Raw genomic sequence first — 19,956 nt, 5'->3', positions numbered from 1 at the left:
TTTTTATTCAGCTAAGTTACTTGCAACCCATTTATCGATTTCTCGCATGAATTTAGCAAGCTCTGGTTTATTTTTAAACGATGGAAAAGTTCCTAATAAAATCTGTTTGGCTTGTCGACTATCTGGACCTCTTCGTTGCAAGAGCAAAATTGATTTTTGCCCTTGCTTGGTCTTAAATAATTCATCAGGCAAATTAATTAATCCTTGCATATGTGCATGCTGATTAATCCATTCAACAAATTGTTTAGATTCCTCAGTTTGAAACAAACTACTTGGTATTAAGAATACTCCGAATCCACCTGGTTTTAAATAGTTAATTGATTGTTCTATTAGTAAATGATGTACATATGAATGTCCTTTATCAGCACGCGTTTCGTAATTAGCCGTGTTATCATCTAACGGGTAATATCCAACTGGTAGATCTGACACTACCATGTCAACTAATGGTACATCTAATGTATCAACTGCATCTTGATGATACAAATCAATTGCTTGATTTTGCAAAGCAACGTTGATACTTGCCACTGATAACATCGAATCATCATTATCAATCCCATATCCTGAAACTTTATAATCATTTTCTGCTTGTAAATGATTGATTACAGTAGTTAATAAATTTCCAGTCCCGACACTTGGATCTAAGATAGTAAAATCTTTGGTTACATTAGTAACACGTTCTAAAATATATGCCATTAAAAAACCAATTGTATCTGGTGTCATCTGATGATTAGTTTGAATTTTATCTTCTTTAATCGCTTTTAGCATCAAAAGTTGAATTACAGTTCGTTTTTCTTCTGAGCTAACTTTTGAAAAATCAATAAGCTGATACTTATCTTGAAGTTGCTTAACTACAGACTCATTTGGTTGACCATCTTCAATTTGTACCTGTTTCTCATCAATGATGTTATCCATATTTTCAATAAATGCATCTAGATATGAACTAGTCAATGCGTCTCGCAGGATTGAAGTAGTTTCATCTAACTCAGTAAATAAATGTTCAATCTCACTTTGTGACATTTTGCTTTCACTCCTGTCTGCTTATATAAGATAGTACTACACGTTACAGTTTAACTATTTTCACAAGCAAATTCAAGGAACTTTAACTAGTCGGACAAAGAAAAACCATTATTCAATTTTACCAAAACCTTTTCATCGTCAAAATTTACGATACCAGTATTAAAACGTATCGTTTTTTGCTGATTATTGGCTAGATTTAGCATCACATCACACAACAACTTATTTTGTAAATTTGTATACATTCGTCGTTCCCGATAACACTGATTATATCGATAAACTTCATAACTCGTAATTAACGCCATTACGATTAATACATTTATCAATACATATCCTGTTTTTTTCATTAATCACCTGATTTGACATAAATTGGAAAAGTAACTACCGCTTCATGCTTTTCTCCACTTAAAAATTCAACTTTAAAAGTTACTCTAGGATTACCATTTTGATGTATGACACTATATTTTTTTACATGTTGTAGCAATGGCAAATAACCGGCACCAGTTTCAGTTCCGTACATATACACTTTGGGTTTATAGGCATTTTGTTCAATCGTATATTGCTTAGTTCTGACTCGACTATATAGATTGATTGCATTGTCATTACCACCATCTGCAAGTTCAAATTGATTATCTTTAGACTCAAGTTCTTGAATGAAAATATACCACTGCGCGTAATCGTCATATGGTTGCTGATCAACATGCATATAAAGATGCAACGTAAATTGCATCAAGATCCCAATCATCGCGGTTACTAACAATGCCACAATACATTCAATCAAAGTAAACCCACACCGCTTCACAGTTTATTCACCGTAAATAACCGTTGCTGATTACGTTTAATTTTGACACTATTATACGTTGCCGTAACATGATAGTTGTCCTTAACATACTCTATTTGCGGATGTTTTATGTCTAATTGTGCTGTCGCTTCTTTAGCTAAGCGAGCCAAATAAAGCTCTTGTTTTGCATGCTTCATTTGAGCTTGTAATTGCTGCTCCCCTAGGCAAAAAAAGATGGCTACCATCGTCATTAATGCCATCCCAACCAAGTTATCAGCCAGTACGAATCCCTCATTTTTTCTCAATGTAATATCCTCCATACGCCAATTGGATTTTCATTAAGTAAATTTTATTTGTTCGACGCGAATAAAATTTAGCTGTCTGTGGTTTCACATATCCATTTTGATGCATCGTTATGGATTTAAAAGCACGAACTTCAATCGTCTTTGGAATTTGAATATCATTATCATCGTCATTTCCATTTCGATCACGCGCATGAAATAATAGTTGTTCCTTATTAGCACTCAGCTTGATTGCAGTTGGTTTACCAGTATTTTGTGCTCTTGCCTGACTTTGTTGCCATGCTCTCTCAAGTTGCGTCCAAAAATGTTTCTCATCACTAGCCTCTCTAAATGAATTTAACTTCATCGTTCCAAAAGTAAACATCAAAGCGACCAATGCTAACACAATTAACGTTTCAATTAATGTAAACCCATTTTGCTTATTCATTACCTTGAATAGCTTTATCACCACTAATTGTTATGTGCTCTTTTTTTGCCTTAGTAACTTGATCCTTAGTTAAATAATCCGCCTTCTCCAAGGTATCAAAATCAACATGGCTTTCACCGATTTCATTTTGATACAAGTCAATTTGAGTCTGAATAACTGAGGTCATTGCACTTCGATGAACACCAGTCGCATGTTTTCGTTGTGATGCTAGATTAGGTAAAATAATGAGCACTAACAAACTAATAATAAATAAAACAATACTCATTTCTAAAAGTGTGAACGCCTGATGTTTCTTAGCAAATAGCTTTTTCATAATATTAATAAATTCCCTTCATTGAATGATAAATTGGCAGCATAATACTCAAATATAATAAAATAATCACAATTGCAATAACTCCAAACAGCAATGGTTGAATCATGGTCAATAATTTTTCAATTGATTTTGATAATCGTTTAAATAAGACGTTAGCAAACGCATCTAACTGCTGCCCCAATTCCTCAGTGGTTGCTCCTTTATTAACAAAAATAATCAGTTCTAACGGTAAATACGAATATTCTTTCAGTAGCTGTTCCGGTTTATTACCTTCAGCTAAGATTTCATTTAGTGATTGTCCTAGTTGATGCAGTAATGACTGCGAATCAAACGCGGAAAACATCTGACAAATCCGTTTCATCCCCATCCCATTGCTTAACAATAAAGAAAAATTTGAAATTAAATAATAACCATAGTAAAGACGATATGATTCACCAATGATTGGTAACCGACAAAGGTAAGCAACCTTCTTATTAGTACCAATACCACGCCAAATTTGGCTACCTTTGACTATCAATAAAATTATAAATAACAAACACAATCCTAATCCAACTAGGTATAAATAATGATTGTTCTCAACCACGGTATCTTGAGATTGCCAAGTATCTAGCTCTGGAAAGACAAATATTTTCAAGGCAATTAATAAAGCACCCAGCATACTCAACAAAATAATTGGATATTGTAATAATCCTTTTAAAACCGTCTGTTGTTTTACTCGCATTGATAAATATTGTCCCAAACGTCCGATACAGTCTTGTAGGTCACCATGTTCTTCCGCAATCACTAACTGATAGTAAACATCCTGTGATATAAATGGTTTTAAACTATCCGCAAATAAGCTTCCGTTGCTCAAATTGGAATCAATTTGTTTAAACATTAATTCATGTTTAGCTAATAAAGTTTGTAAGAACGCAATTGCCTGTCGCAATGAAAAACCAACTGTTAATAGATCACTAATCAAAATAAATATTTTTGATTGCTCACTTTTAGATAATCTAACCGGTTTTAAATGATTCGGCTGTTTTTTTAGTGATTTTTCCATCTTCAACCAATTTAGCAAGATTTGCTCCCCACATTTTCGTCATTCCAACATAAGAATTTATTTGTTTAAACACCGTTTCAAGTTCCCCTTCAGCCAAAATATCATAGAGTGGTGTCATTCGTTCTTCAGTTGTTGTAATCAATCGTTGATAGCAAATTCCACTGATTGTTTGCATCAAATAATGATCTTCAATACCCAACTGCTGCATTCTTTGCATCACCCCATAAACATTTTTAGCATGTACCGTCGCCATGACTAAATGACCACTCAACGCGGCTTGTACCGCCATTTTTGCAGTCTTTTTATCCCTTATTTCTCCAATTAAAAAAACTTCTGGTCGGTGTCTTAGGCCAACTCTTAATAGCTCATCGTAATCCATATCCGCTTGCTGATTAACCTGTAATTGAATAAAATTACTTTCTTCAATTTCAACCGGATCTTCAATTGTCATTACTACCTGGGTTTGGCTATATTTACGCGCCAATTGATACATTGTTGTTGTTTTGCCTGAACCCATTGGACCAGAAAATAATAACAATCCGCGTTTTTTACCTAGTTGATTCAATTGATCCATTTGTCCAACAATCAGTTCTTGGTGACTTAACTGATTAAGTGGATAAATAAATCGAATTACCATTGATTCTTCACCATTAAAATCGCCAACGGTTGATAACCTTAAATTCATTTCTGTCTGTAATTGTGCCCACTTTAATGAACCCAGCTGTGGTCTTCGATGTTCACTGACTGCCATATTAGCCCGATACTTAAAAAAATTAATCATCTGCAGCCCTTCAGTTCGATTAATTTCCGCCAAGATTGTTAATTGTAATTTAGAGTGATAACTTAACTGATAGCCACTATCTTTCGGTAATATATATAAGTCAGAAGCCTGCTCATTAATACATTCTGTCAAATATTCTGAAAATACTTCCTCTTTCATAATGACCTCCCTTCTAGCAATTAAGTACGCAATAATTTTTATTTTTACGACAAAAAAGACTCAAAACAAAATTTGTTTTGAGTCTTTTTAATATTTCCAGTTTAATCTTCTGCGATAACTCCAGCTTCATAAACATCTGAAATGTCATCATTTTCTTCAAGTTCATCAATCAAACGTTGGTATTGAGCAGTTTTGTCTGCTGGAACCTCAGTTGTGTTTTCAGGAAGCATAGTGACTTCAGCTGTATCTAGTTCATACCCCTTGGCTTGAAGTGCATCACGAACAGCAGTAAGATCTGCTGGTTCTGTATAAATTTCAAAAGCTGCATCTTCAGTATTCATGTCTTCGGCACCGGCATCAAGCGCATCCATCAACATTGTGTCTTCATCGGTATCTAGTTCTTCACGAAGAACTACAACATATCCACGACGGTTAAAGTTATATGCAACTGATCCAGTAGTTCCAAGTTCACCACCAGCATGTGTAAAGGCTGAACGAACGGCAGCAGCTGTCCGATTCTTATTATCAGTCAAAGCAGATACCATGACAGCAACGCCACCTGGTCCATAACCTTCATAAGTAATCTCTGAATAATTGGCACCACCAGCACCAGTTGCCTTATCGATTGCACGTTGCACGTTTTCTTTTGGCATATTAGCAGCACGTGCCTTATCCATAATCAAACGTAGCTGAGGGTTGTTAGCTGGATCAGGATCTCCACCTTTAGCGGCTCCATACAAGTCACGGGAAATTTTCTGGAAAATTTTACCGCGCTTTGCATCTTGCGCGTTTTTACGACCCTGTATATTGTGCCATTTTGAATGTCCTGACATAATAACTCCTCTTTTCTTTTAATTTACTTTTATAAAACATACGACCAACATTGTAGCAAAATTTAGTTAATAATTCAATATGCTTTGCTTATCTTGTCGTCCCTCGTTTAATAAGACCATATGGTAAGACAATATTTTTATCGTCTGCCTCTTCACTATTCATTAACTTAGTTAATAAACGCATTGCCACCGCACCAATATCATAAAGTGGTTGGGTTACAGATGACATCTTAGGACGTGTAATTTCAGTATACTTAGTATCATTAGTAGTTATTAATTCAAATTCATCAGGGACTTTAACTCCACGATCAGTTAAACCATTAAGTAATCCAGCAGCTAATTCATCATCCCCAACAAAAGCTGCAGTCACACCATTAGCTTGGATTTTTTCTGATAAATTATAACCAGTATTATATGAAGTATCAGTATCAAATACTAATTTTTCATCAAATGAAATACCAGCTTCACTAAGTGCTGCTTTGTATCCCTTAAGACGATAATCTTTATTAATCGATTGATCCATTGATCCAGTTACCAAAGCAACTGCCTTGTTACCACGATTTAATTGATTTAATACAGCCTCTTTAGTTGCAGCGGCATAATCAATACTTACACTAGGTAAATCTTGTTTAGCATCAACTGAGCCAGCAATTACAACCGGCATCTGAGCACGCGTAAATTCAGCTTTTAAATCATCTGAAATTTTATTACCCATAAAAATAATTCCATCGACTTGCTTAGCTAGCAAAGTATTTACCACTTGTAATTCTTTGCTGCCATTTTCATCAGAATTAGCTAAGATAATATTATATTTGTACATGGTTGCGATATCATCGATTCCCAATGCTAACTGTGCAAAATATGCATTAGTTACATCTGGAATGACCACTCCAACGGTTGTCGTTTTTTTACTTGCTAATCCTCGGGCAACTGCATTTGGACGATAATCCAAACGATCAATTACATCTAAAACTTTTTGACGTGTGGCTGGTTTCACGTTTGGGTTCCCATTGACCACTCGTGAAACGGTTGCCATTGATACTGCGGCTTCGCGCGCAACATCATAAATTGTGATAGTTTGTTTTTCCATCGTTAATTAAGCCCTTTCTTTACTATTCTTATATGTTTTCACATGGTTTCATAACTTAATAAATATATCAGATAAAAATCACAAATGCAAATTGAAATCTAAACTGAATTCATCCGAACTATGCTATAATATTCGCATTACATATAGAAAGAAGTCTTTTAATGAGTCAATTAGAAAAGTTACAACAATTAGTTTCCGATAACGAATTGGACATTGCTTACATCAGTGATCCTATGACAATTAGCTACCTCACTGGATTTTACAGTGATCCAGTTGAACGTGTCCTTGCCTTAATCATTTTCCCTGATAATGAACCATTTTTATTTGCTCCTGCACTAGAAGTTGAATCAATTAAAGATACTGGTTGGAAATTCCCTGTTTATGGTTACTTAGACCACGAAGCACCATTTGCAATGATTGCTGATCAAATCAAAAAACGTAATAGTAACCCTATCGTTTGGGGAATTGAACACGATCAACTAACCGTTAGTCGTGCTAATGCACTTAAAGATCAATTTAATGATGCTAATCTTAGCTACAATTTAACTCCCGCAATTCAAAACTTTAGACTTATTAAAAGTGACGATGAAATTAACTTATTAAATGAAGCTGGCAAATGGGCTGACTTTGCATTTAAAGTTGGTTTTGAAGCTGTTAAAATTGGTAAAACAGAACAACAAGTTGCCGCTGAACTTGAATATGCATTAAAACAAAATGGTATCAGCCAAATGAGTTTCGATACTTTAATTCAAGCTGGTACCCATGCCGCTGAACCACATGGTGCAACTTCTTCAAAACAAATTTCAAATAATGAAATGGTCTTATTCGACTTAGGAACTATTTTCCGCGGTTATATTAGCGATGCTTCAAGAACTATTGCTGTTGGCACATTAAATGATAAACAAAAAGATATTTATAACGTCACACTCGAAGCTCAATTAACTGCCCAATCATTTGCCAAACCAGGAGTTACTGCGGCAGAGCTTGATAAAATAGCCCGTGATATCATTACAAAAGCTGGTTATGGAGAATATTTCATCCATCGTCTTGGACACGGAATGGGAATGGGTGAACATGAATTTCCATCAATCATGGAAGGTAATGATTTAATTCTTCAACCAGGAATGTGTTTCTCTATCGAACCTGGTATTTATATACCAGAAGTTGCTGGTGTTCGGATTGAAGATTGCGTTCATATTACAGACACTGGTTGTGAAGCCTTTACTCATACATCTAAAGAATTAACATATTTAAACTAATCACTTAGTCATAAAAAGTCTGGATTAAAAACTAACGTTTTTAATCCAGACTTTTTTATTTTTAACTAATAATAGTTTTAAATACTATTTTTCACTTTTATCAGTTTCTTCATTCAGCTCATCATCAACAAACTCATCCGTCTTATCGATAATGATATCATCGTCATTCATTGCTGCACTAAGTTGTTCACGAATCGAGGTAGTCTGATCATCAAAGTCATCTTGATTAAATTTATTTAACATTTCAGTTTTTTTATCAGTTAAACGATCACTAGCAGTTTGAACCTTTTCTTTAACATCATCATAAAAATCTGATTCTTCCACTAAATCATCAATTAAATCTTCAGCATAAAGTGCATAATCAGCAAATTGTTCTTTCAAGTCTTCTTTAGTATTACGGATTTTATCGTGTAGTTCTTCCTTTTTTTCTTCAGAAAGTGCTTGATATGCAGCAAATGCTGCAACACCACCAACAGTTAGTCCTAATAGGAATCCTTTTTTCATGTGAAATACCTCTACTCTTCTCTAGATTTATTTTTTGATTTTTTACGCATTTTCCATAATTTTTCAGCAACGTTTTGACCCACTGTTGCTGCAACACCAAATTTACCCAAATTAGCAGCATTGTTCGTAAATTTGTCGGTAACATTCCTAGTAGCTTCATTTAAATCAGAAACCGAAGTTCCTAAATCAGCAACTGCTTGAAATGCAGGATCAATCGTTGCTACCTTTTGATTGACATCTTCCAACAAATCATTAGCATTGTTCAAAATAACCTCAGTTTCACGGCTAATTGAATCCATATCATTTGTAATAATTGGTAAACTTCGGTTAACTTCTTTCAGTGTTCCACTCAAACGAATCAAAAAGAATGAAATGAAAACTGCTAAAATTAAAAACGCAATGGCTGCAATTAAACCAGCGATAGCTCCTAAAGACATAATTAATTCCTCCATTCAAAAGTTGTTTCACTAAGAATATCACTGACAAACTACATCCGCAATTAAAACCCTACTTAATCTGGTTGCAAGTTTGTTTTTTTGGTAAAATAAAGATATTAAATTATTTTAGAAAGTATGTGTCGTATGAATAAACTTCTAACTCAACAAGCTTCTACCTTCACTAAATATTTTTCCACTATAAATTGGGATCAATTTGTCGCAGGATTTTTCAATAAATTTTTTGTTCTAATTTTTATTATCGTCATTTTCGGTTTAATTTTATGGATTGGTCGAATTATTATCAACCGCGCCTTCAAACAGTACACCAAAAGTAATTTTGCCATCACTACCAATCGAACTAATACAATTCATGCACTAACCCTAAATATCTTTAGATATACTTGCTTTTTCTTTTTGCTATACGCCCTATTATCTACCATCGGGGTTCCAGTTGGCACCTTAATTGCTGGAGCCGGAATCTTCAGTATTGCTTTAGGGCTTGGTGCTCAAGGATTTGTTAACGACGTTGTCACCGGATTCTTTATTTTACTTGAGCAACAACTTGATGTTGGAGATATCGTAGAACTCGGAAATGTTAAAGGAACAGTTACCTCGCTTGGAATTCGGACTACTCAAGTAACTAGTGCCGATGGTACCTTAAATTTCATTCCCAATCGAAATATCACCGTTGTCAGTAACTTTTCACGAAATAATATGATTGCGACCGTCGATTTATATATTGGTTCAAATGCACCCTTAGAAAAAATTGAAGCTCAAATTGAAGCTGTTAATGCACGACTTGCACCAGAAACACCTGAATTATCTAGTGCTCCTAAGATTATTGGCCCAACTTTAAACAAAAATAATAATTTAGTCTACCGTGTAACGATGATCACTGAAAATGGTAAACAAGATGCCATTCGTAGCCAATTCTTAGCCGAATATCTAACCGCAATTAGAGCGGCTAAAATTGATCTTGGTGCCCAACCAAAAGCCCCACTGATTTAATATCAGCGAGGCTTTTTTTGTACTATTTATATTAATTGTCAATCGTTTGAAAACGATGCTCCAAGAATCCGGTCATTGCTTGAATACCCGGAAAAATTGCATTAGTGTCTGGGGCTAGCTTTTCACTATGAAGTGAATATGGACTATTAACACCCAACCAAAACATTGTTCCTGGAATCTTCGATAAAAGAAATCCAAAATCCTCACCAGTCATCGCTGGTTTAGTTTCAATAAAATTAACACTTTGATTATTTTTCATATATTTAATAAAGTCAGTAGTAGTTTCATGATTGTTTTCAACTGGTAAATATCCACCTTGGTGTAAAGTTAAATTCACTTGGCAACTATAAGTTAATGCAACGCCTTCAGCAATTGCCTGCACTCGTTTTTGCATCTTTAAGTTATTTACTTGGGTTAATGACCTAATCGTTCCGTCAACATGAGCATGTCCAGCAATCACATTACCTGTATCACCAGCATTGATATGACCAATCGTCACAACGCCACCTTCAATTGGATCCACATTTCGACTGACTACTGTTTGTAATTGCATCACAAACGCACTAACTGCAACTGCCATATCATTTGCTGCATGAGGAAACGCTGCATGACCACTTAACCCCTCAAGATCTGCGTGAATCTCACAAGTTCCGGCAAATAAGGTCCCATTAGTTGAACCAATTGCTCCGGTTGGCAGATTTGGATTATCATGAAAAGCATATATTTCATCCGGCATCCAATCATCGAGAATTCCACTTTGATAGAGTTTCATCCCACCACTATGATTTTCTTCAGATGGTTGAAAAATAAAAATTAAATCATATTCAGGTTGATGATCAGCAAAATAATCTAAAATTCCTAAGGCAACGGTCATATGAATATCATGTCCACAAGCATGCATTCGTCCATTAGTTTTTGAAGCAAATGATAACCCAGTTTGTTCAACAATTGGTAACCCATCGATATCAGTCCGATAGCCAATTCGTTTTGTGTGCTTTTTTCCATTGACCTTCACTACCAATGAAGTCGGTAATTTATCGGTTGTTTGATATTTTAGATTTTCCTGATTCATTTGATGAATCGTAGTCAATAAAAATTGATGTGTCTCAAACTCTTCAAGTCCTAATTCAGGAATTTGATGTAGCTGTTGATATATTTGAATTAACTGCTCATTTTTAAATGCCATTATCTAACCAACCTTACTATTAAGGGACCGTATGAAAGCAATCGCTTTAATAACAGTCCCTATCATTAATTATCAACTTAAATTAGAATGACCTAATACGCTTTAAAGCTTACGCAATTCATCCATTAATTCAGTCTTACTTTTAGTTTTATCATCGATATCTTTAATTTTACGAGCTGGTACTCCAGCGACAACCGTATTTGGCGCAACATCTTGGGTTACAACTGCTCCAGCACCCACAACCGATCCTTTACCAACTTTAACACCTTCAAGTACCACACAGTTAGCTCCGATTAAAACATCATCTTCTACAATAACTGGTGTAGCCGAAGGTGGTTCAACAACTCCTGCTAGCACTGTCCCCGCACCAATATGACAATTTTGGCCAACTAAAGCACGACCACCTAAAACGGCACCCATATCAATCATTGTATTATCACCAATTTCAGCCCCAATATTAATTTGCGCCCCCATCATGATTACCGCATTGTTACCAATTAAAACTTGTTCACGAATTACAGCCCCTGGTTCAATTCGTGCATTGATTTCTTTCATATCAAGCAATGGAACACCTGAATTACGACGGTCATTTTCAATTTCAAAATCAACAATTTCTAATTTATGAGCATCTAAAAAGACTTTAATATCTTTCCAATCTCCAAAAATAACCCCACTTTTAGTTTCAACAAATGAGCGAATTGCAGCTGGAAATTCTAAGTCAGCTAAATCACCTTTAATATACACCTTAACTGGCGTTTTCTTAGGTGAATTACCAATATAGTTAATAATTGATTGTGCGTCTAATTTTGCCATACTTTACCTCATCTATTTAATATTTTCATTTTTTTGTAATTTCATATTGATCATCAATATTATGAACCATTCGATTGATTGCTTTTAATAATTCTCTTCGTGTGACAATCCCAGTAAAATCACCATTATCAGCGACAACTGGCAAAAATGGATTATTAGTTAGTAGTCGTAAATCATTTTCAACATCGTATGGATCTTCCACCGTGATTGCATCCGTTTGCATTACATCACCAACTAAAATATGAGTCAGCTTACTGACATTAATACTTTCAGTATCTAACATCTGATCAGTTACCATCGCTAATGATAATAAGCCTTTGTACTTACCATCATTATCTAAAACAATGATTTTAGCATATTGATTCTTGGTTAAAACTAAAAATGCATGATACAAATTATTTGATTCTAAAACATTAGCAACAATATTGGCTGGAATCAAAAATTTCTGTTTTCTCTCAGTCAACATTTCATTAATTGACGCATCGATCATTAGAATGACTCCTTTCAGTACTATTTCATTGTATCGAAAATTTAGTCACATGAATACTAATGTCTTTGATATTTTAAAATATTTAAAAATCACTTCATATTTCTTTCAAATGTAAATTTAAGCTCATCAATTGGCTCTAATTCCCGATTATAAAATTGAACTTTAACAATTTCATCCTGCAGATCAACAATTGCGTATGTGCCACCAATATAACTAAACTCACCTCTAGGCAAACTAATACTTCCCGGATTAATAAATAATTTATTATCCTTCATCGTTGCTGCTAATTGATGGGTATGTCCAAAAGCAATTACTGATGCATTATGATTTCTAGCTAAGGCTGCTAATTTATCCATTGTAAAATTAACATTATATAGGTGCCCATGGGTTAATAAAATCCGTTCTGATTCATCTTCAATTATTCGCTTATCTAAAAACGGTTGTCCCCAGTCATTGTTACCAAGCACACTTGGCATATGTTCAAAAATAGGATCATCAACTAGCATTTCTGAATCACCACAATGAATCATCAAATCAACTTTATTCGTATATTCATTAACCAATTTAGCTAAAATATCCCGATCACCATGATTATCACTTACAATCATAATTTTCATTATTCACGCCACCAAGTTTCAAAATTAGTCATTAAATTACGCATTGCATTGCCTCGATGACTAATTTGATTTTTTTGTTCTGCCGTTAATTCTGCCATCGTCTTATTAAACTGATCGACATAGAAAATTGAATCATAGCCAAAGCCATTAGTTCCACGTTGTTCATCTAGGATCACGCCTTCAACATCACCATGCGCTAACAGCTGATCACCATTAGGCTTAACTGCAACTAATGCAGTATGAAAACTAGCACCACGATCCACCGGCGCAACATTTTTTAAATTAACCAATACTTTATCAATATTGGCTTGGTCATCATGATTGCCTGCATATCTTGCTGAATATACCCCAGGCTCACCATTTAAAGCATTAATCATTAATCCTGAATCATCAGCAACTACTGGTAAATTAGTGATTTTAGCAACTGTATGAGCTTTAATTAAAGCATTTTCTTCAAAAGTTGTCCCAGTTTCTTCAATTTCAGGTAACTCTGGAAAATCTTTTAATGTTTTTATTTTAATTTTAAGTGGTAAAAATAATTCCTCATATTCAGTCGCTTTACCAGCATTATTAGTAGCTACAATAATTTCATTCATTTTTATTCTCCTAAATTAACTTGTGCAATATCCAACTTAGAATCTTGTAACCAGTTACTTGCCACCTTTTCAAATTGTATGATTGAACCTGTTGTTAATAATTTCAAAAAGTTATCATTATGCTGACTCGCTAATACATCATTTTTAGTCAATAGCTCTTTAACTACCGATGCCGTTTCAGCTCCAGAATCAATTAGTTTAACCTCTGGCCCCATCGCTGATTGAATTTCATTAGCTAATAATGGAAAATGGGTACACCCTAAAATTAACGTATCAACTTGATAATCAGCAAAGAAATTTAATTGTTCACTAATTATTTGTTGTGCATAATCAGTATTCATTTGATTACTTTCAACTAGCTTGACTAATGATTGTGTTGCAAGCCCAATTACTTTTACTTTTGAATCCAGTAAACCAATTTGGTTAGTATAGGCCAAACTCTCAATGGTTTTTTGAGTTGCAATTACCCCAACTTGATGATTCTTCGTTAAGCTTGTTGCTGCTTGACTACCAGGCTTAATTACTCCAATTACGGGAATATCCAATTGTTCTTGTAAAAACTGTAATGCCGCAGCGGTTGCCGTGTTACAAGCAATCACAAACATTTTAATATCAAATTTTAATAAGTATTTAGCAATCTGAAAACTAAATTCACGAACTTCCGACGAAGATTTAATACCATATGGCAGTCGTGCTTCATCACCCAAAAAAACTATTGATTCATTTGGCAGTTGATGTCTAATTTCTTTAACAAATGTCAGTCCGCCTAGTCCTGAATCCATTACACCAATTGGTCGATTATCCATGATGTCTTGCCCCGCTTATCTTTAAACTATAACTACAATTATCGACTTAATTAACCTTTTTTTCAAGCAAAATAGCAGTTACAACTGACATATCATCATTTAAAATGTATAATAAATTTTAGCAAATTAAGGAGTTCGAAAAATGACACAATCTTTGTATGATCAAATGATTCATAGCAATACTGGTTTAGGACAAATGATGCTTCGAGATGTTCTTCTACCATCTATCTTAGGTACCGAAGCTGATGGTATCTTATATTGGGCAGGTAAAGATATTGCCCGCCAATTTCCCGTTGATTCTGATGATAAATTAATTAGCTTATTTCATCAACTTAGCCTTGGAACCTTATCTTTAATTAAAAAGAATAGTAAACAGCAAGTATGGGAGCTAGCCGGTGATGAGATCATTGATCGTTCAAAATTATCCCATGCTACTTTTAATTTTGAAGCCGGCCTAATTGCGCAACAAATCGAGTTTCAAACTAATATGGTCACTGAAGCTTCCGTCGAAGTGGAAAAGAAAAAGATTATTCAAATTACTGTCTATCATGATTCATCCAATCAAGTCACTGATGAAACCCCAATTAATTTCATTCAGTTAAGTGAATAAAATTATATACAAAAAATGAACAAAACTAATGTTTTGTTCATTTTATTTTGTTATAAATATTGATTTAAAATTTGCGCTAATTGTTCCTTTGAATGATAACCAATCAATGTATCAACCACTTCACCGTCTTTTTGAACAAGTAAAGTTGGAATACTCATCACATTAAATTTTTGTGCAGTTTCTGGATTTTGATCAACATCAAGTTTATTGAATGTTACATTTCCCATTTCGCTAGCTAATTGTTCCACTACTGGTGATTGCATCCGACAAGGACCACACCAAGTTGCCCAAAAATCAGTTAATGTTACTCCGTTCGCAGTATCTGCTACGAAGGTTTGATCAGTTGTTTCTTTGAATGACATAATCAATTCCTCGCTTTCATTGCTAACATTCTAACAAATTTTTAAATTAAAATACATTATTTTGCTTACAAAAAATTAGTAATTTATAAAAAGACAATCGTTGCTCCATCGCCACCAGCATTAGGTGCTGCAAATTCAAAGCTTTTAACTCGTGGATTACTTCGAAGATATTCTTGTGTCCCCTTACGAAGTGCCCCAGTTCCCTTACCATGAACAATCGTTACTGATGACAAATTACTCAAAACCGCATGATCAATAAATTGATCAACTTCGACCATTGCTTGATCATAGCGATGTCCTCGTAAGTCTAAACGAGCAGATGTTTCTCGGGTTGAAACAGAGTGAGTAATTCGTTGCTTTGGCTCACGTTCGCGTTCCTGAGCTGCAATGTTCGCTTGCTTAGATTTTTCTAAATCAGATTCATTGACCTTCATCTTTAAAATTCCCAGCTGAACTTCCCAATCTTGTTTACCTAATTTACGAATTAGATCGCCATACTGACCATAAGATTTAACTAGTACAGCATCACCAGCTTTTAAATCATGTTTCAATTTTTCACGTTGTAAAACTTTATTTTTCTTTAATCGTTGGTCATCCATGCGTAGAGAATTCAATTCACCCTTAGCATCAATTAACTGATTTTCTTTAATTTGTTGCCCTTCAAGTTCTAATTTTCGTAATCGTTCGATAATTTTGTCGGCTTGCTTTCGTGATTGCGATACTAAATGATTATTCTCTACTTGAGCATCTTCCAGCAGTTTTGCCTTTTGCGTTTCAAATTTAGTTAACTTTTCATCTAAATCAGTCTGTAGTTTTCCAGTAGCTTGCAAATCATTTTCTAATTGTTCTGACCGATCACGTGCTAATTTACGTTGTGTCACCAGATCACCAATAATTGCATTTAAATCCTGACTATCTTCTGAAATAAGGGCCTTTGACTCCATAATAATTGATTCGGTAATCCCTAATCGTTTGGCAATTTCTAATGCGTTTGATTGTCCAGGAATACCTAATAGCAATTTATAAGTTGGTTTAAAGGTCTCCTGATCAAATTCCATACTGGCATTAATCGTTTTTTCACGATCAAAACCATATGCCTTTAGTTCAGGATAATGGGTTGTAACCAACACGTAACTACTTTTAGCACCTAAAGCATCCAAAATTGACATTGCCAATGCGGCACCTTCTTTAGGATCAGTTCCGGCCCCAACCTCATCAAGAAAGACTAATGAATTTTCATCAGCTTGATCTAAAATTGCTTTGATATTTGATATGTGTGAAGAGAAAGTACTTAAATTTTGTTCAAGTGACTGTTCATCCCCAATATCCGCAAAAATCTGTTCAAAGACCCCGATTGTACTTTCTTCTTGAGCTGGAATGTAAAACCCAGCTTGACCCATCAATTGGATCAACCCTAAGGTCTTCATTGTAATTGTTTTACCACCGGTATTAGGACCAGTAATGACGATCATTTGATATTCATCACCAATAATAATATCGTTAGCAACTGTTTTATTTGCTTCAATCAATGGATGTCGAGCTTGCTTTAAATTAATCTGATGTTCATTGCTAATTATTGGCAGTGTTGCCCGCATATTATGAGCCATTTGTGCCTTGGCATTAATAAAATCAAGGTGTCCTAGGATTTGTTCATTATTTCCAATATCAATTCGATAAGGTGCAATTAAGGCCGATAGCTCAGCTAAAATCCGTATTTCTTCTTGTTTCTCATCTAATTGATCTTGGCGTAAGCGATTATTCAATTCAATAACTGCTTGTGGCTCGATAAATAGTGTCTGACCACTACCACTTTGATCGTGAACAATCCCACCAAATTTACCTCGATAGTTAGCCTGTACTGGAATTACATAACGATCATCACGCATCGTAATAATTGCATCGCTTAAATATTTAGCATTGGCTCCCCGAGTAAATCCTTCCATTTTAGAACGAATTGATCCCTCAGTTTGCGTAATTCGTTGCCGTAAGCCATGTAATTTTGATGATGCCTCATCAGTGATGTGACCATCACCTTCAATTGATATTGCTAATTGTTTTGTAATCGTTGGAATCGTAACTAAATCATCAACGTAATGTTCAATCGTATGCATATCGACATCTTGTTCGCGTAATTTAGCAAAAAAATCTTTAACCGCCATACTAGTTCGTAAAATTTTCGTAATTTGAGCTAGCTCACCCGCATTTAAGACTGCATCCATTTTTAAACGTTTTAATTGCATACTAATATCAGCTAGCTGTGGAATCACCATTCCGCCAGCTAAGCGATAAATATTTACACCATCAGTTGTTTCTTGTATTGCCAACTTCACTTTTTCAATCTCAGTTTTGGGCACCAAGTTTTCAAGTTCTCGTTTCCCTGCTGCTGATACTAAAAATGGTAATGCTTTCGCTTTAACTTTATCAAAATCCATTACCTCTAATATTTTAGAATTCATTTATATTTCCTCTTAATTAACTACCTGATAACCAGTAAACAACTTGTTGTGACAAAACCGGGGTATCATTAATAATCCATTGTGCGATCCCAGATACTGCTAATTGATCTTGCCACCATGTATTTGGTAACACTTGAAATACTGTTAGGATTAAAAAAATTACAACATAAGTCAGCCCTAAATTGATTAATCCACCTGCCAGCGCATTTATTTGATGTATTACTGGAATTTTACTAAGTAAATTTAGTCGCATAATTAGCCATTTAACTAATTTCATCACAATCAAAAAGGTGATAAAAAAAGCAATTCCATTATAAAAGAAACTATCCCCATTACTACTATTTAATGCACTACCAGTACTATTAGTGGTAGCATCAAACACTGGAAATAGTGATGTTAGATTATCACCGACTAATTGGGTCATAAATTTTGCAGCAATTATTGCAACAACAAAGCTAACCAGCCTTAATATCATATACAATAGTCCACGTCGGCGTCCTACTATAAAGTTAAACACCAATAACACTAGAATGCCAATTGAAAGTATCATTATTTATCCTTATTTATCTCTAAATCTCTTTGCATTTTTATCTGATCAGCGACCGCATTAAATGCCACTAAATTAGCCCGTTGAATATCATCCAATTGTGGATTAACTTCTTTTAAATGATCAATTTGTTCATTGACTAGATTTTGAGCGGCAACAATTAAATCTGATTCTCCTGGTCCACTGATTACATATTCTCGACCATCTAATTGAATTTTATATCTTTTATTCATTTCATCACCCGCCTAGTTTTTAACTTATCAAGTTTAGCACGAACCGTGCTATTTAGCTACTTAACCCATCTTTTCGATATGCCCATAGAACAACCACTAAATTAATAACCACTAACCCGGTTGCCATTAAAAAAATAAAGCGATAGTCCAATATTCCAGCCACCATTGACGCTAACATAGGTCCTAATACTGAACCAATTGCTTGAAATGATTGATTATAACTAAAAATACGACTAATTGATTCTTGTGGCGTATTAACACTCATCACGGTTTGCGTTACAGGCAACAGTGCCGCATCAGCAATTCCAATCATAAATCGGAAAACCCCTAACATAAATACAGTGCTCACAAAGAAGGTTGGTAAAAATACCACTCCCGACAACAGTAGTCCAGCAATTAATACTTTTTGCGGCCCAATATGATCCCCTAATGATCCAAATCGTGGTGCTGCAATCAAAGTTGCAATTCCAGGTAAAGCCGCAATAATTCCGCTTGTTAAAGCTAAATTAGAGTGCGTCGTTAATAACTCTTTAACAAATAAACTAATAATTGGATTAATTGAATTAGTGGCAGCTTGAATTAACATTGATGAGATTATCATTGCCCAAACCACATGCACATTTTTAACACCTGCAAATGCACTTTGTTTAGCTAACTGACTATTTTTATCAATTGGCGTAAATTTTTCTTTAACCCCAACAATGGTAATCACCGTTGCCATCAACATTAAACACCCAAATATATAAAACGGAATTCGATAGCCAAACGCATCAGCAATTACCCCGCCAAAAACTGGACCGATTAATTGTCCTCCAACACTTCCAGTTGTTAATAATCCCATTGTCTTACCACTTTGTTTGGTAGGAACTTCACTAGCCACTAGTGCATAAGCGTTATTAATATAACCTGAAAAAGCACCTTGAATAAGTCTAAGTAAAATTAAAATCCATACATTGGGTGATAATCCGGTTAAAGTCGCTGTGATTGTCATCCCAATTGCCGCTCTTAATAGCATTGGTTTTCGACCAGTTCGATCCGCTAGCTTTCCCCATAATGGTGAGACAATTGCTTGACTCAAGAAGGTAATTGAAAAGGCAATCCCAGAATATAGCGATAGTTCCCATTTTGAAAAATCACCCATTGTTGAGATAAACAATGGCAAAAATGGTAAGCTCATACTAGCTCCAGCTCCAGTCGCAAAATTACCGACCCAAAGAGCATACGTATTTTTCTTCCATCGTGGTAATTCACTCATCATTTTTCTCCGTTCATCGACCTAATTACAACGTA

The 19,956-nt window shown here is 34.8% G+C and carries 25 protein-coding genes; 3 read left to right on the top strand and 22 right to left on the bottom strand.

The genetic code is table 11. The features are described from left to right. Positions 1-3: 3 nt before the first annotated feature. The 9 genes from FC70_RS02285 to ccpA form a co-directional block, all read right to left on the bottom strand. Complete coding sequence (locus FC70_RS02285; protein ID WP_083478598.1) at positions 4-1,017, bottom strand: class I SAM-dependent methyltransferase; 1,014 nt, start codon at positions 1,015-1,017, stop codon at positions 4-6. A gap of 343 nt (positions 1,018-1,360) precedes the next feature. After that, on the bottom strand, positions 1,361-1,816 hold the full coding sequence (locus FC70_RS02275) for a competence type IV pilus minor pilin ComGF (RefSeq protein WP_057889420.1): 456 nt from the start codon (positions 1,814-1,816) through the stop codon (positions 1,361-1,363). Then, positions 1,813-2,100: a hypothetical protein gene (locus FC70_RS02270; protein WP_057889419.1), complete on the bottom strand. Its 288-nt coding sequence runs from the start codon at positions 2,098-2,100 to the stop codon at positions 1,813-1,815. The genes FC70_RS02275 and FC70_RS02270 overlap by 4 nt, the downstream gene beginning before the upstream one ends. Beyond that, positions 2,087-2,524, bottom strand: a complete 438-nt coding sequence (gene comGD, locus FC70_RS02265) for a competence type IV pilus minor pilin ComGD (RefSeq protein WP_057889418.1) — start codon at positions 2,522-2,524, stop codon at positions 2,087-2,089. Before comGD ends, FC70_RS02270 begins: the two co-directional genes overlap by 14 nt. Continuing rightward, positions 2,517-2,837: a competence type IV pilus major pilin ComGC gene (locus tag FC70_RS02260; protein ID WP_057889417.1), complete on the bottom strand. Its 321-nt coding sequence runs from the start codon at positions 2,835-2,837 to the stop codon at positions 2,517-2,519. Before FC70_RS02260 ends, comGD begins: the two co-directional genes overlap by 8 nt. Positions 2,838-2,841: 4 nt before the next feature. Continuing rightward, a complete protein-coding gene (gene comGB / locus FC70_RS02255; RefSeq protein WP_057889416.1) occupies positions 2,842-3,879 on the bottom strand; it encodes a competence type IV pilus assembly protein ComGB in 1,038 nt (345 codons plus the stop codon). Further along, on the bottom strand, positions 3,833-4,819 hold the full coding sequence (gene comGA / locus FC70_RS02250) for a competence type IV pilus ATPase ComGA (RefSeq protein WP_057889415.1): 987 nt from the start codon (positions 4,817-4,819) through the stop codon (positions 3,833-3,835). The genes comGB and comGA overlap by 47 nt, the downstream gene beginning before the upstream one ends. Positions 4,820-4,920: 101 nt before the next feature. After that, a complete protein-coding gene (locus FC70_RS02245) occupies positions 4,921-5,652 on the bottom strand; it encodes a YebC/PmpR family DNA-binding transcriptional regulator (protein ID WP_057889414.1) in 732 nt (243 codons plus the stop codon). Positions 5,653-5,740: 88 nt separating this feature from the next. Then, on the bottom strand, positions 5,741-6,742 hold the full coding sequence (gene ccpA, locus FC70_RS02240; protein WP_057889413.1) for a catabolite control protein A: 1,002 nt from the start codon (positions 6,740-6,742) through the stop codon (positions 5,741-5,743). A gap of 161 nt (positions 6,743-6,903) precedes the next feature. Here ccpA and FC70_RS02235 point away from each other — a divergent pair, with 161 nt between their 5' ends. Then, entirely contained in the window at positions 6,904-8,001 is a 1,098-nt protein-coding gene (locus tag FC70_RS02235; RefSeq protein WP_057889412.1) for a M24 family metallopeptidase, read from the top strand. Positions 8,002-8,085: 84 nt separating this feature from the next. Here FC70_RS02235 and FC70_RS02230 read toward each other — a convergent pair whose 3' ends face one another. Next, a complete protein-coding gene (locus FC70_RS02230) occupies positions 8,086-8,505 on the bottom strand; it encodes a YtxH domain-containing protein (RefSeq protein WP_057889411.1) in 420 nt (139 codons plus the stop codon). Between the two features lie 11 nt (positions 8,506-8,516). Beyond that, entirely contained in the window at positions 8,517-8,942 is a 426-nt protein-coding gene (locus tag FC70_RS02225; protein ID WP_057889410.1) for a DUF948 domain-containing protein, read from the bottom strand. A 144-nt stretch (positions 8,943-9,086) separates the two neighbouring features. Here FC70_RS02225 and FC70_RS02220 point away from each other — a divergent pair, with 144 nt between their 5' ends. Beyond that, positions 9,087-9,950 carry a mechanosensitive ion channel family protein gene (locus tag FC70_RS02220; RefSeq protein WP_083478597.1) on the top strand — a complete coding sequence of 288 codons (864 nt, stop codon included), beginning with the start codon at positions 9,087-9,089 and terminating at the stop codon, positions 9,948-9,950. Between the two features lie 31 nt (positions 9,951-9,981). Here FC70_RS02220 and FC70_RS02215 read toward each other — a convergent pair whose 3' ends face one another. The 6 genes from FC70_RS02215 to racE form a co-directional block, all read right to left on the bottom strand. Next, the gene (locus FC70_RS02215; protein WP_057889408.1) at positions 9,982-11,136 is read right to left on the bottom strand and encodes an N-acetyldiaminopimelate deacetylase; all 1,155 of its coding nucleotides are present in this window, start codon (positions 11,134-11,136) and stop codon (positions 9,982-9,984) included. Between the two features lie 102 nt (positions 11,137-11,238). Beyond that, on the bottom strand, positions 11,239-11,949 hold the full coding sequence (gene dapD / locus FC70_RS02210; protein WP_057889407.1) for a 2,3,4,5-tetrahydropyridine-2,6-dicarboxylate N-acetyltransferase: 711 nt from the start codon (positions 11,947-11,949) through the stop codon (positions 11,239-11,241). A 25-nt stretch (positions 11,950-11,974) separates the two neighbouring features. Further along, positions 11,975-12,439, bottom strand: a complete 465-nt coding sequence (cbpB, locus tag FC70_RS02205) for a cyclic-di-AMP-binding protein CbpB (protein WP_057889406.1) — start codon at positions 12,437-12,439, stop codon at positions 11,975-11,977. Positions 12,440-12,528: 89 nt separating this feature from the next. Continuing rightward, entirely contained in the window at positions 12,529-13,056 is a 528-nt protein-coding gene (locus FC70_RS02200) for a metallophosphoesterase (protein WP_057889405.1), read from the bottom strand. After that, on the bottom strand, positions 13,056-13,652 hold the full coding sequence (locus FC70_RS02195; RefSeq protein ID WP_057889404.1) for an XTP/dITP diphosphatase: 597 nt from the start codon (positions 13,650-13,652) through the stop codon (positions 13,056-13,058). Before FC70_RS02195 ends, FC70_RS02200 begins: the two co-directional genes overlap by 1 nt. 2 nt (positions 13,653-13,654) lie before the next feature. Next, positions 13,655-14,458: a glutamate racemase gene (gene racE / locus FC70_RS02190; RefSeq protein ID WP_057889403.1), complete on the bottom strand. Its 804-nt coding sequence runs from the start codon at positions 14,456-14,458 to the stop codon at positions 13,655-13,657. Between the two features lie 142 nt (positions 14,459-14,600). Here racE and FC70_RS02185 point away from each other — a divergent pair, with 142 nt between their 5' ends. Beyond that, entirely contained in the window at positions 14,601-15,068 is a 468-nt protein-coding gene (locus tag FC70_RS02185) for a YslB family protein (protein ID WP_057889402.1), read from the top strand. A gap of 50 nt (positions 15,069-15,118) precedes the next feature. On the opposite strand, the gene trxA is transcribed toward FC70_RS02185, so the two are convergent. From trxA to FC70_RS02160, 5 genes are all read right to left on the bottom strand, one after another. Continuing rightward, complete coding sequence (trxA, locus tag FC70_RS02180) at positions 15,119-15,430, bottom strand: thioredoxin (protein WP_057889401.1); 312 nt, start codon at positions 15,428-15,430, stop codon at positions 15,119-15,121. 83 nt (positions 15,431-15,513) lie between these two features. Then, entirely contained in the window at positions 15,514-17,886 is a 2,373-nt protein-coding gene (locus FC70_RS02175; protein ID WP_057889400.1) for an endonuclease MutS2, read from the bottom strand. A gap of 16 nt (positions 17,887-17,902) precedes the next feature. After that, positions 17,903-18,436: a CvpA family protein gene (locus FC70_RS02170; RefSeq protein WP_057889399.1), complete on the bottom strand. Its 534-nt coding sequence runs from the start codon at positions 18,434-18,436 to the stop codon at positions 17,903-17,905. After that, positions 18,436-18,666 carry a cell division protein ZapA gene (locus FC70_RS02165; RefSeq protein ID WP_057889398.1) on the bottom strand — a complete coding sequence of 77 codons (231 nt, stop codon included), beginning with the start codon at positions 18,664-18,666 and terminating at the stop codon, positions 18,436-18,438. The genes FC70_RS02170 and FC70_RS02165 overlap by 1 nt, the downstream gene beginning before the upstream one ends. Before the next feature lie 52 nt (positions 18,667-18,718). Further along, a complete protein-coding gene (locus FC70_RS02160) occupies positions 18,719-19,921 on the bottom strand; it encodes an MFS transporter (protein ID WP_083478596.1) in 1,203 nt (400 codons plus the stop codon). Positions 19,922-19,956 lie beyond the last annotated feature (35 nt).

This window comes from Paucilactobacillus oligofermentans DSM 15707 = LMG 22743, from assembly GCF_001434315.1.
Classification (GTDB): Bacteria; Bacillota; Bacilli; order Lactobacillales; family Lactobacillaceae; genus Paucilactobacillus; species Paucilactobacillus oligofermentans.
The sequence above is the reverse complement of the archived record's forward strand: the minus strand, read 5'-3'. Positions and strand labels throughout refer to the sequence as shown.

Coding starts and splice junctions, on each gene's coding strand:
- FC70_RS02285 (WP_083478598.1), bottom strand. CDS start 1,017: ATGTCACAAAGTGAGATTGAACATTTATTTACTGAGTTAGATGAAACT.
- comGD (WP_057889418.1), bottom strand. CDS start 2,524: ATGAATAAGCAAAATGGGTTTACATTAATTGAAACGTTAATTGTGTTA.
- FC70_RS02260 (WP_057889417.1), bottom strand. CDS start 2,837: ATGAAAAAGCTATTTGCTAAGAAACATCAGGCGTTCACACTTTTAGAA.
- comGB (WP_057889416.1), bottom strand. CDS start 3,879: ATGGAAAAATCACTAAAAAAACAGCCGAATCATTTAAAACCGGTTAGA.
- comGA (WP_057889415.1), bottom strand. CDS start 4,819: ATGAAAGAGGAAGTATTTTCAGAATATTTGACAGAATGTATTAATGAG.
- FC70_RS02245 (WP_057889414.1), bottom strand. CDS start 5,652: ATGTCAGGACATTCAAAATGGCACAATATACAGGGTCGTAAAAACGCG.
- ccpA (WP_057889413.1), bottom strand. CDS start 6,742: ATGGAAAAACAAACTATCACAATTTATGATGTTGCGCGCGAAGCCGCA.
- FC70_RS02235 (WP_057889412.1), top strand. CDS start 6,904: ATGAGTCAATTAGAAAAGTTACAACAATTAGTTTCCGATAACGAATTG.
- FC70_RS02230 (WP_057889411.1), bottom strand. CDS start 8,505: ATGAAAAAAGGATTCCTATTAGGACTAACTGTTGGTGGTGTTGCAGCA.
- FC70_RS02225 (WP_057889410.1), bottom strand. CDS start 8,942: ATGTCTTTAGGAGCTATCGCTGGTTTAATTGCAGCCATTGCGTTTTTA.
- FC70_RS02220 (WP_083478597.1), top strand. CDS start 9,087: ATGAATAAACTTCTAACTCAACAAGCTTCTACCTTCACTAAATATTTT.
- FC70_RS02215 (WP_057889408.1), bottom strand. CDS start 11,136: ATGGCATTTAAAAATGAGCAGTTAATTCAAATATATCAACAGCTACAT.
- dapD (WP_057889407.1), bottom strand. CDS start 11,949: ATGGCAAAATTAGACGCACAATCAATTATTAACTATATTGGTAATTCA.
- cbpB (WP_057889406.1), bottom strand. CDS start 12,439: ATGATCGATGCGTCAATTAATGAAATGTTGACTGAGAGAAAACAGAAA.
- FC70_RS02200 (WP_057889405.1), bottom strand. CDS start 13,056: ATGAAAATTATGATTGTAAGTGATAATCATGGTGATCGGGATATTTTA.
- FC70_RS02195 (WP_057889404.1), bottom strand. CDS start 13,652: ATGAATGAAATTATTGTAGCTACTAATAATGCTGGTAAAGCGACTGAA.
- racE (WP_057889403.1), bottom strand. CDS start 14,458: ATGGATAATCGACCAATTGGTGTAATGGATTCAGGACTAGGCGGACTG.
- FC70_RS02185 (WP_057889402.1), top strand. CDS start 14,601: ATGACACAATCTTTGTATGATCAAATGATTCATAGCAATACTGGTTTA.
- trxA (WP_057889401.1), bottom strand. CDS start 15,430: ATGTCATTCAAAGAAACAACTGATCAAACCTTCGTAGCAGATACTGCG.
- FC70_RS02175 (WP_057889400.1), bottom strand. CDS start 17,886: ATGAATTCTAAAATATTAGAGGTAATGGATTTTGATAAAGTTAAAGCG.
- FC70_RS02170 (WP_057889399.1), bottom strand. CDS start 18,436: ATGATACTTTCAATTGGCATTCTAGTGTTATTGGTGTTTAACTTTATA.
- FC70_RS02165 (WP_057889398.1), bottom strand. CDS start 18,666: ATGAATAAAAGATATAAAATTCAATTAGATGGTCGAGAATATGTAATC.
- FC70_RS02160 (WP_083478596.1), bottom strand. CDS start 19,921: ATGAGTGAATTACCACGATGGAAGAAAAATACGTATGCTCTTTGGGTC.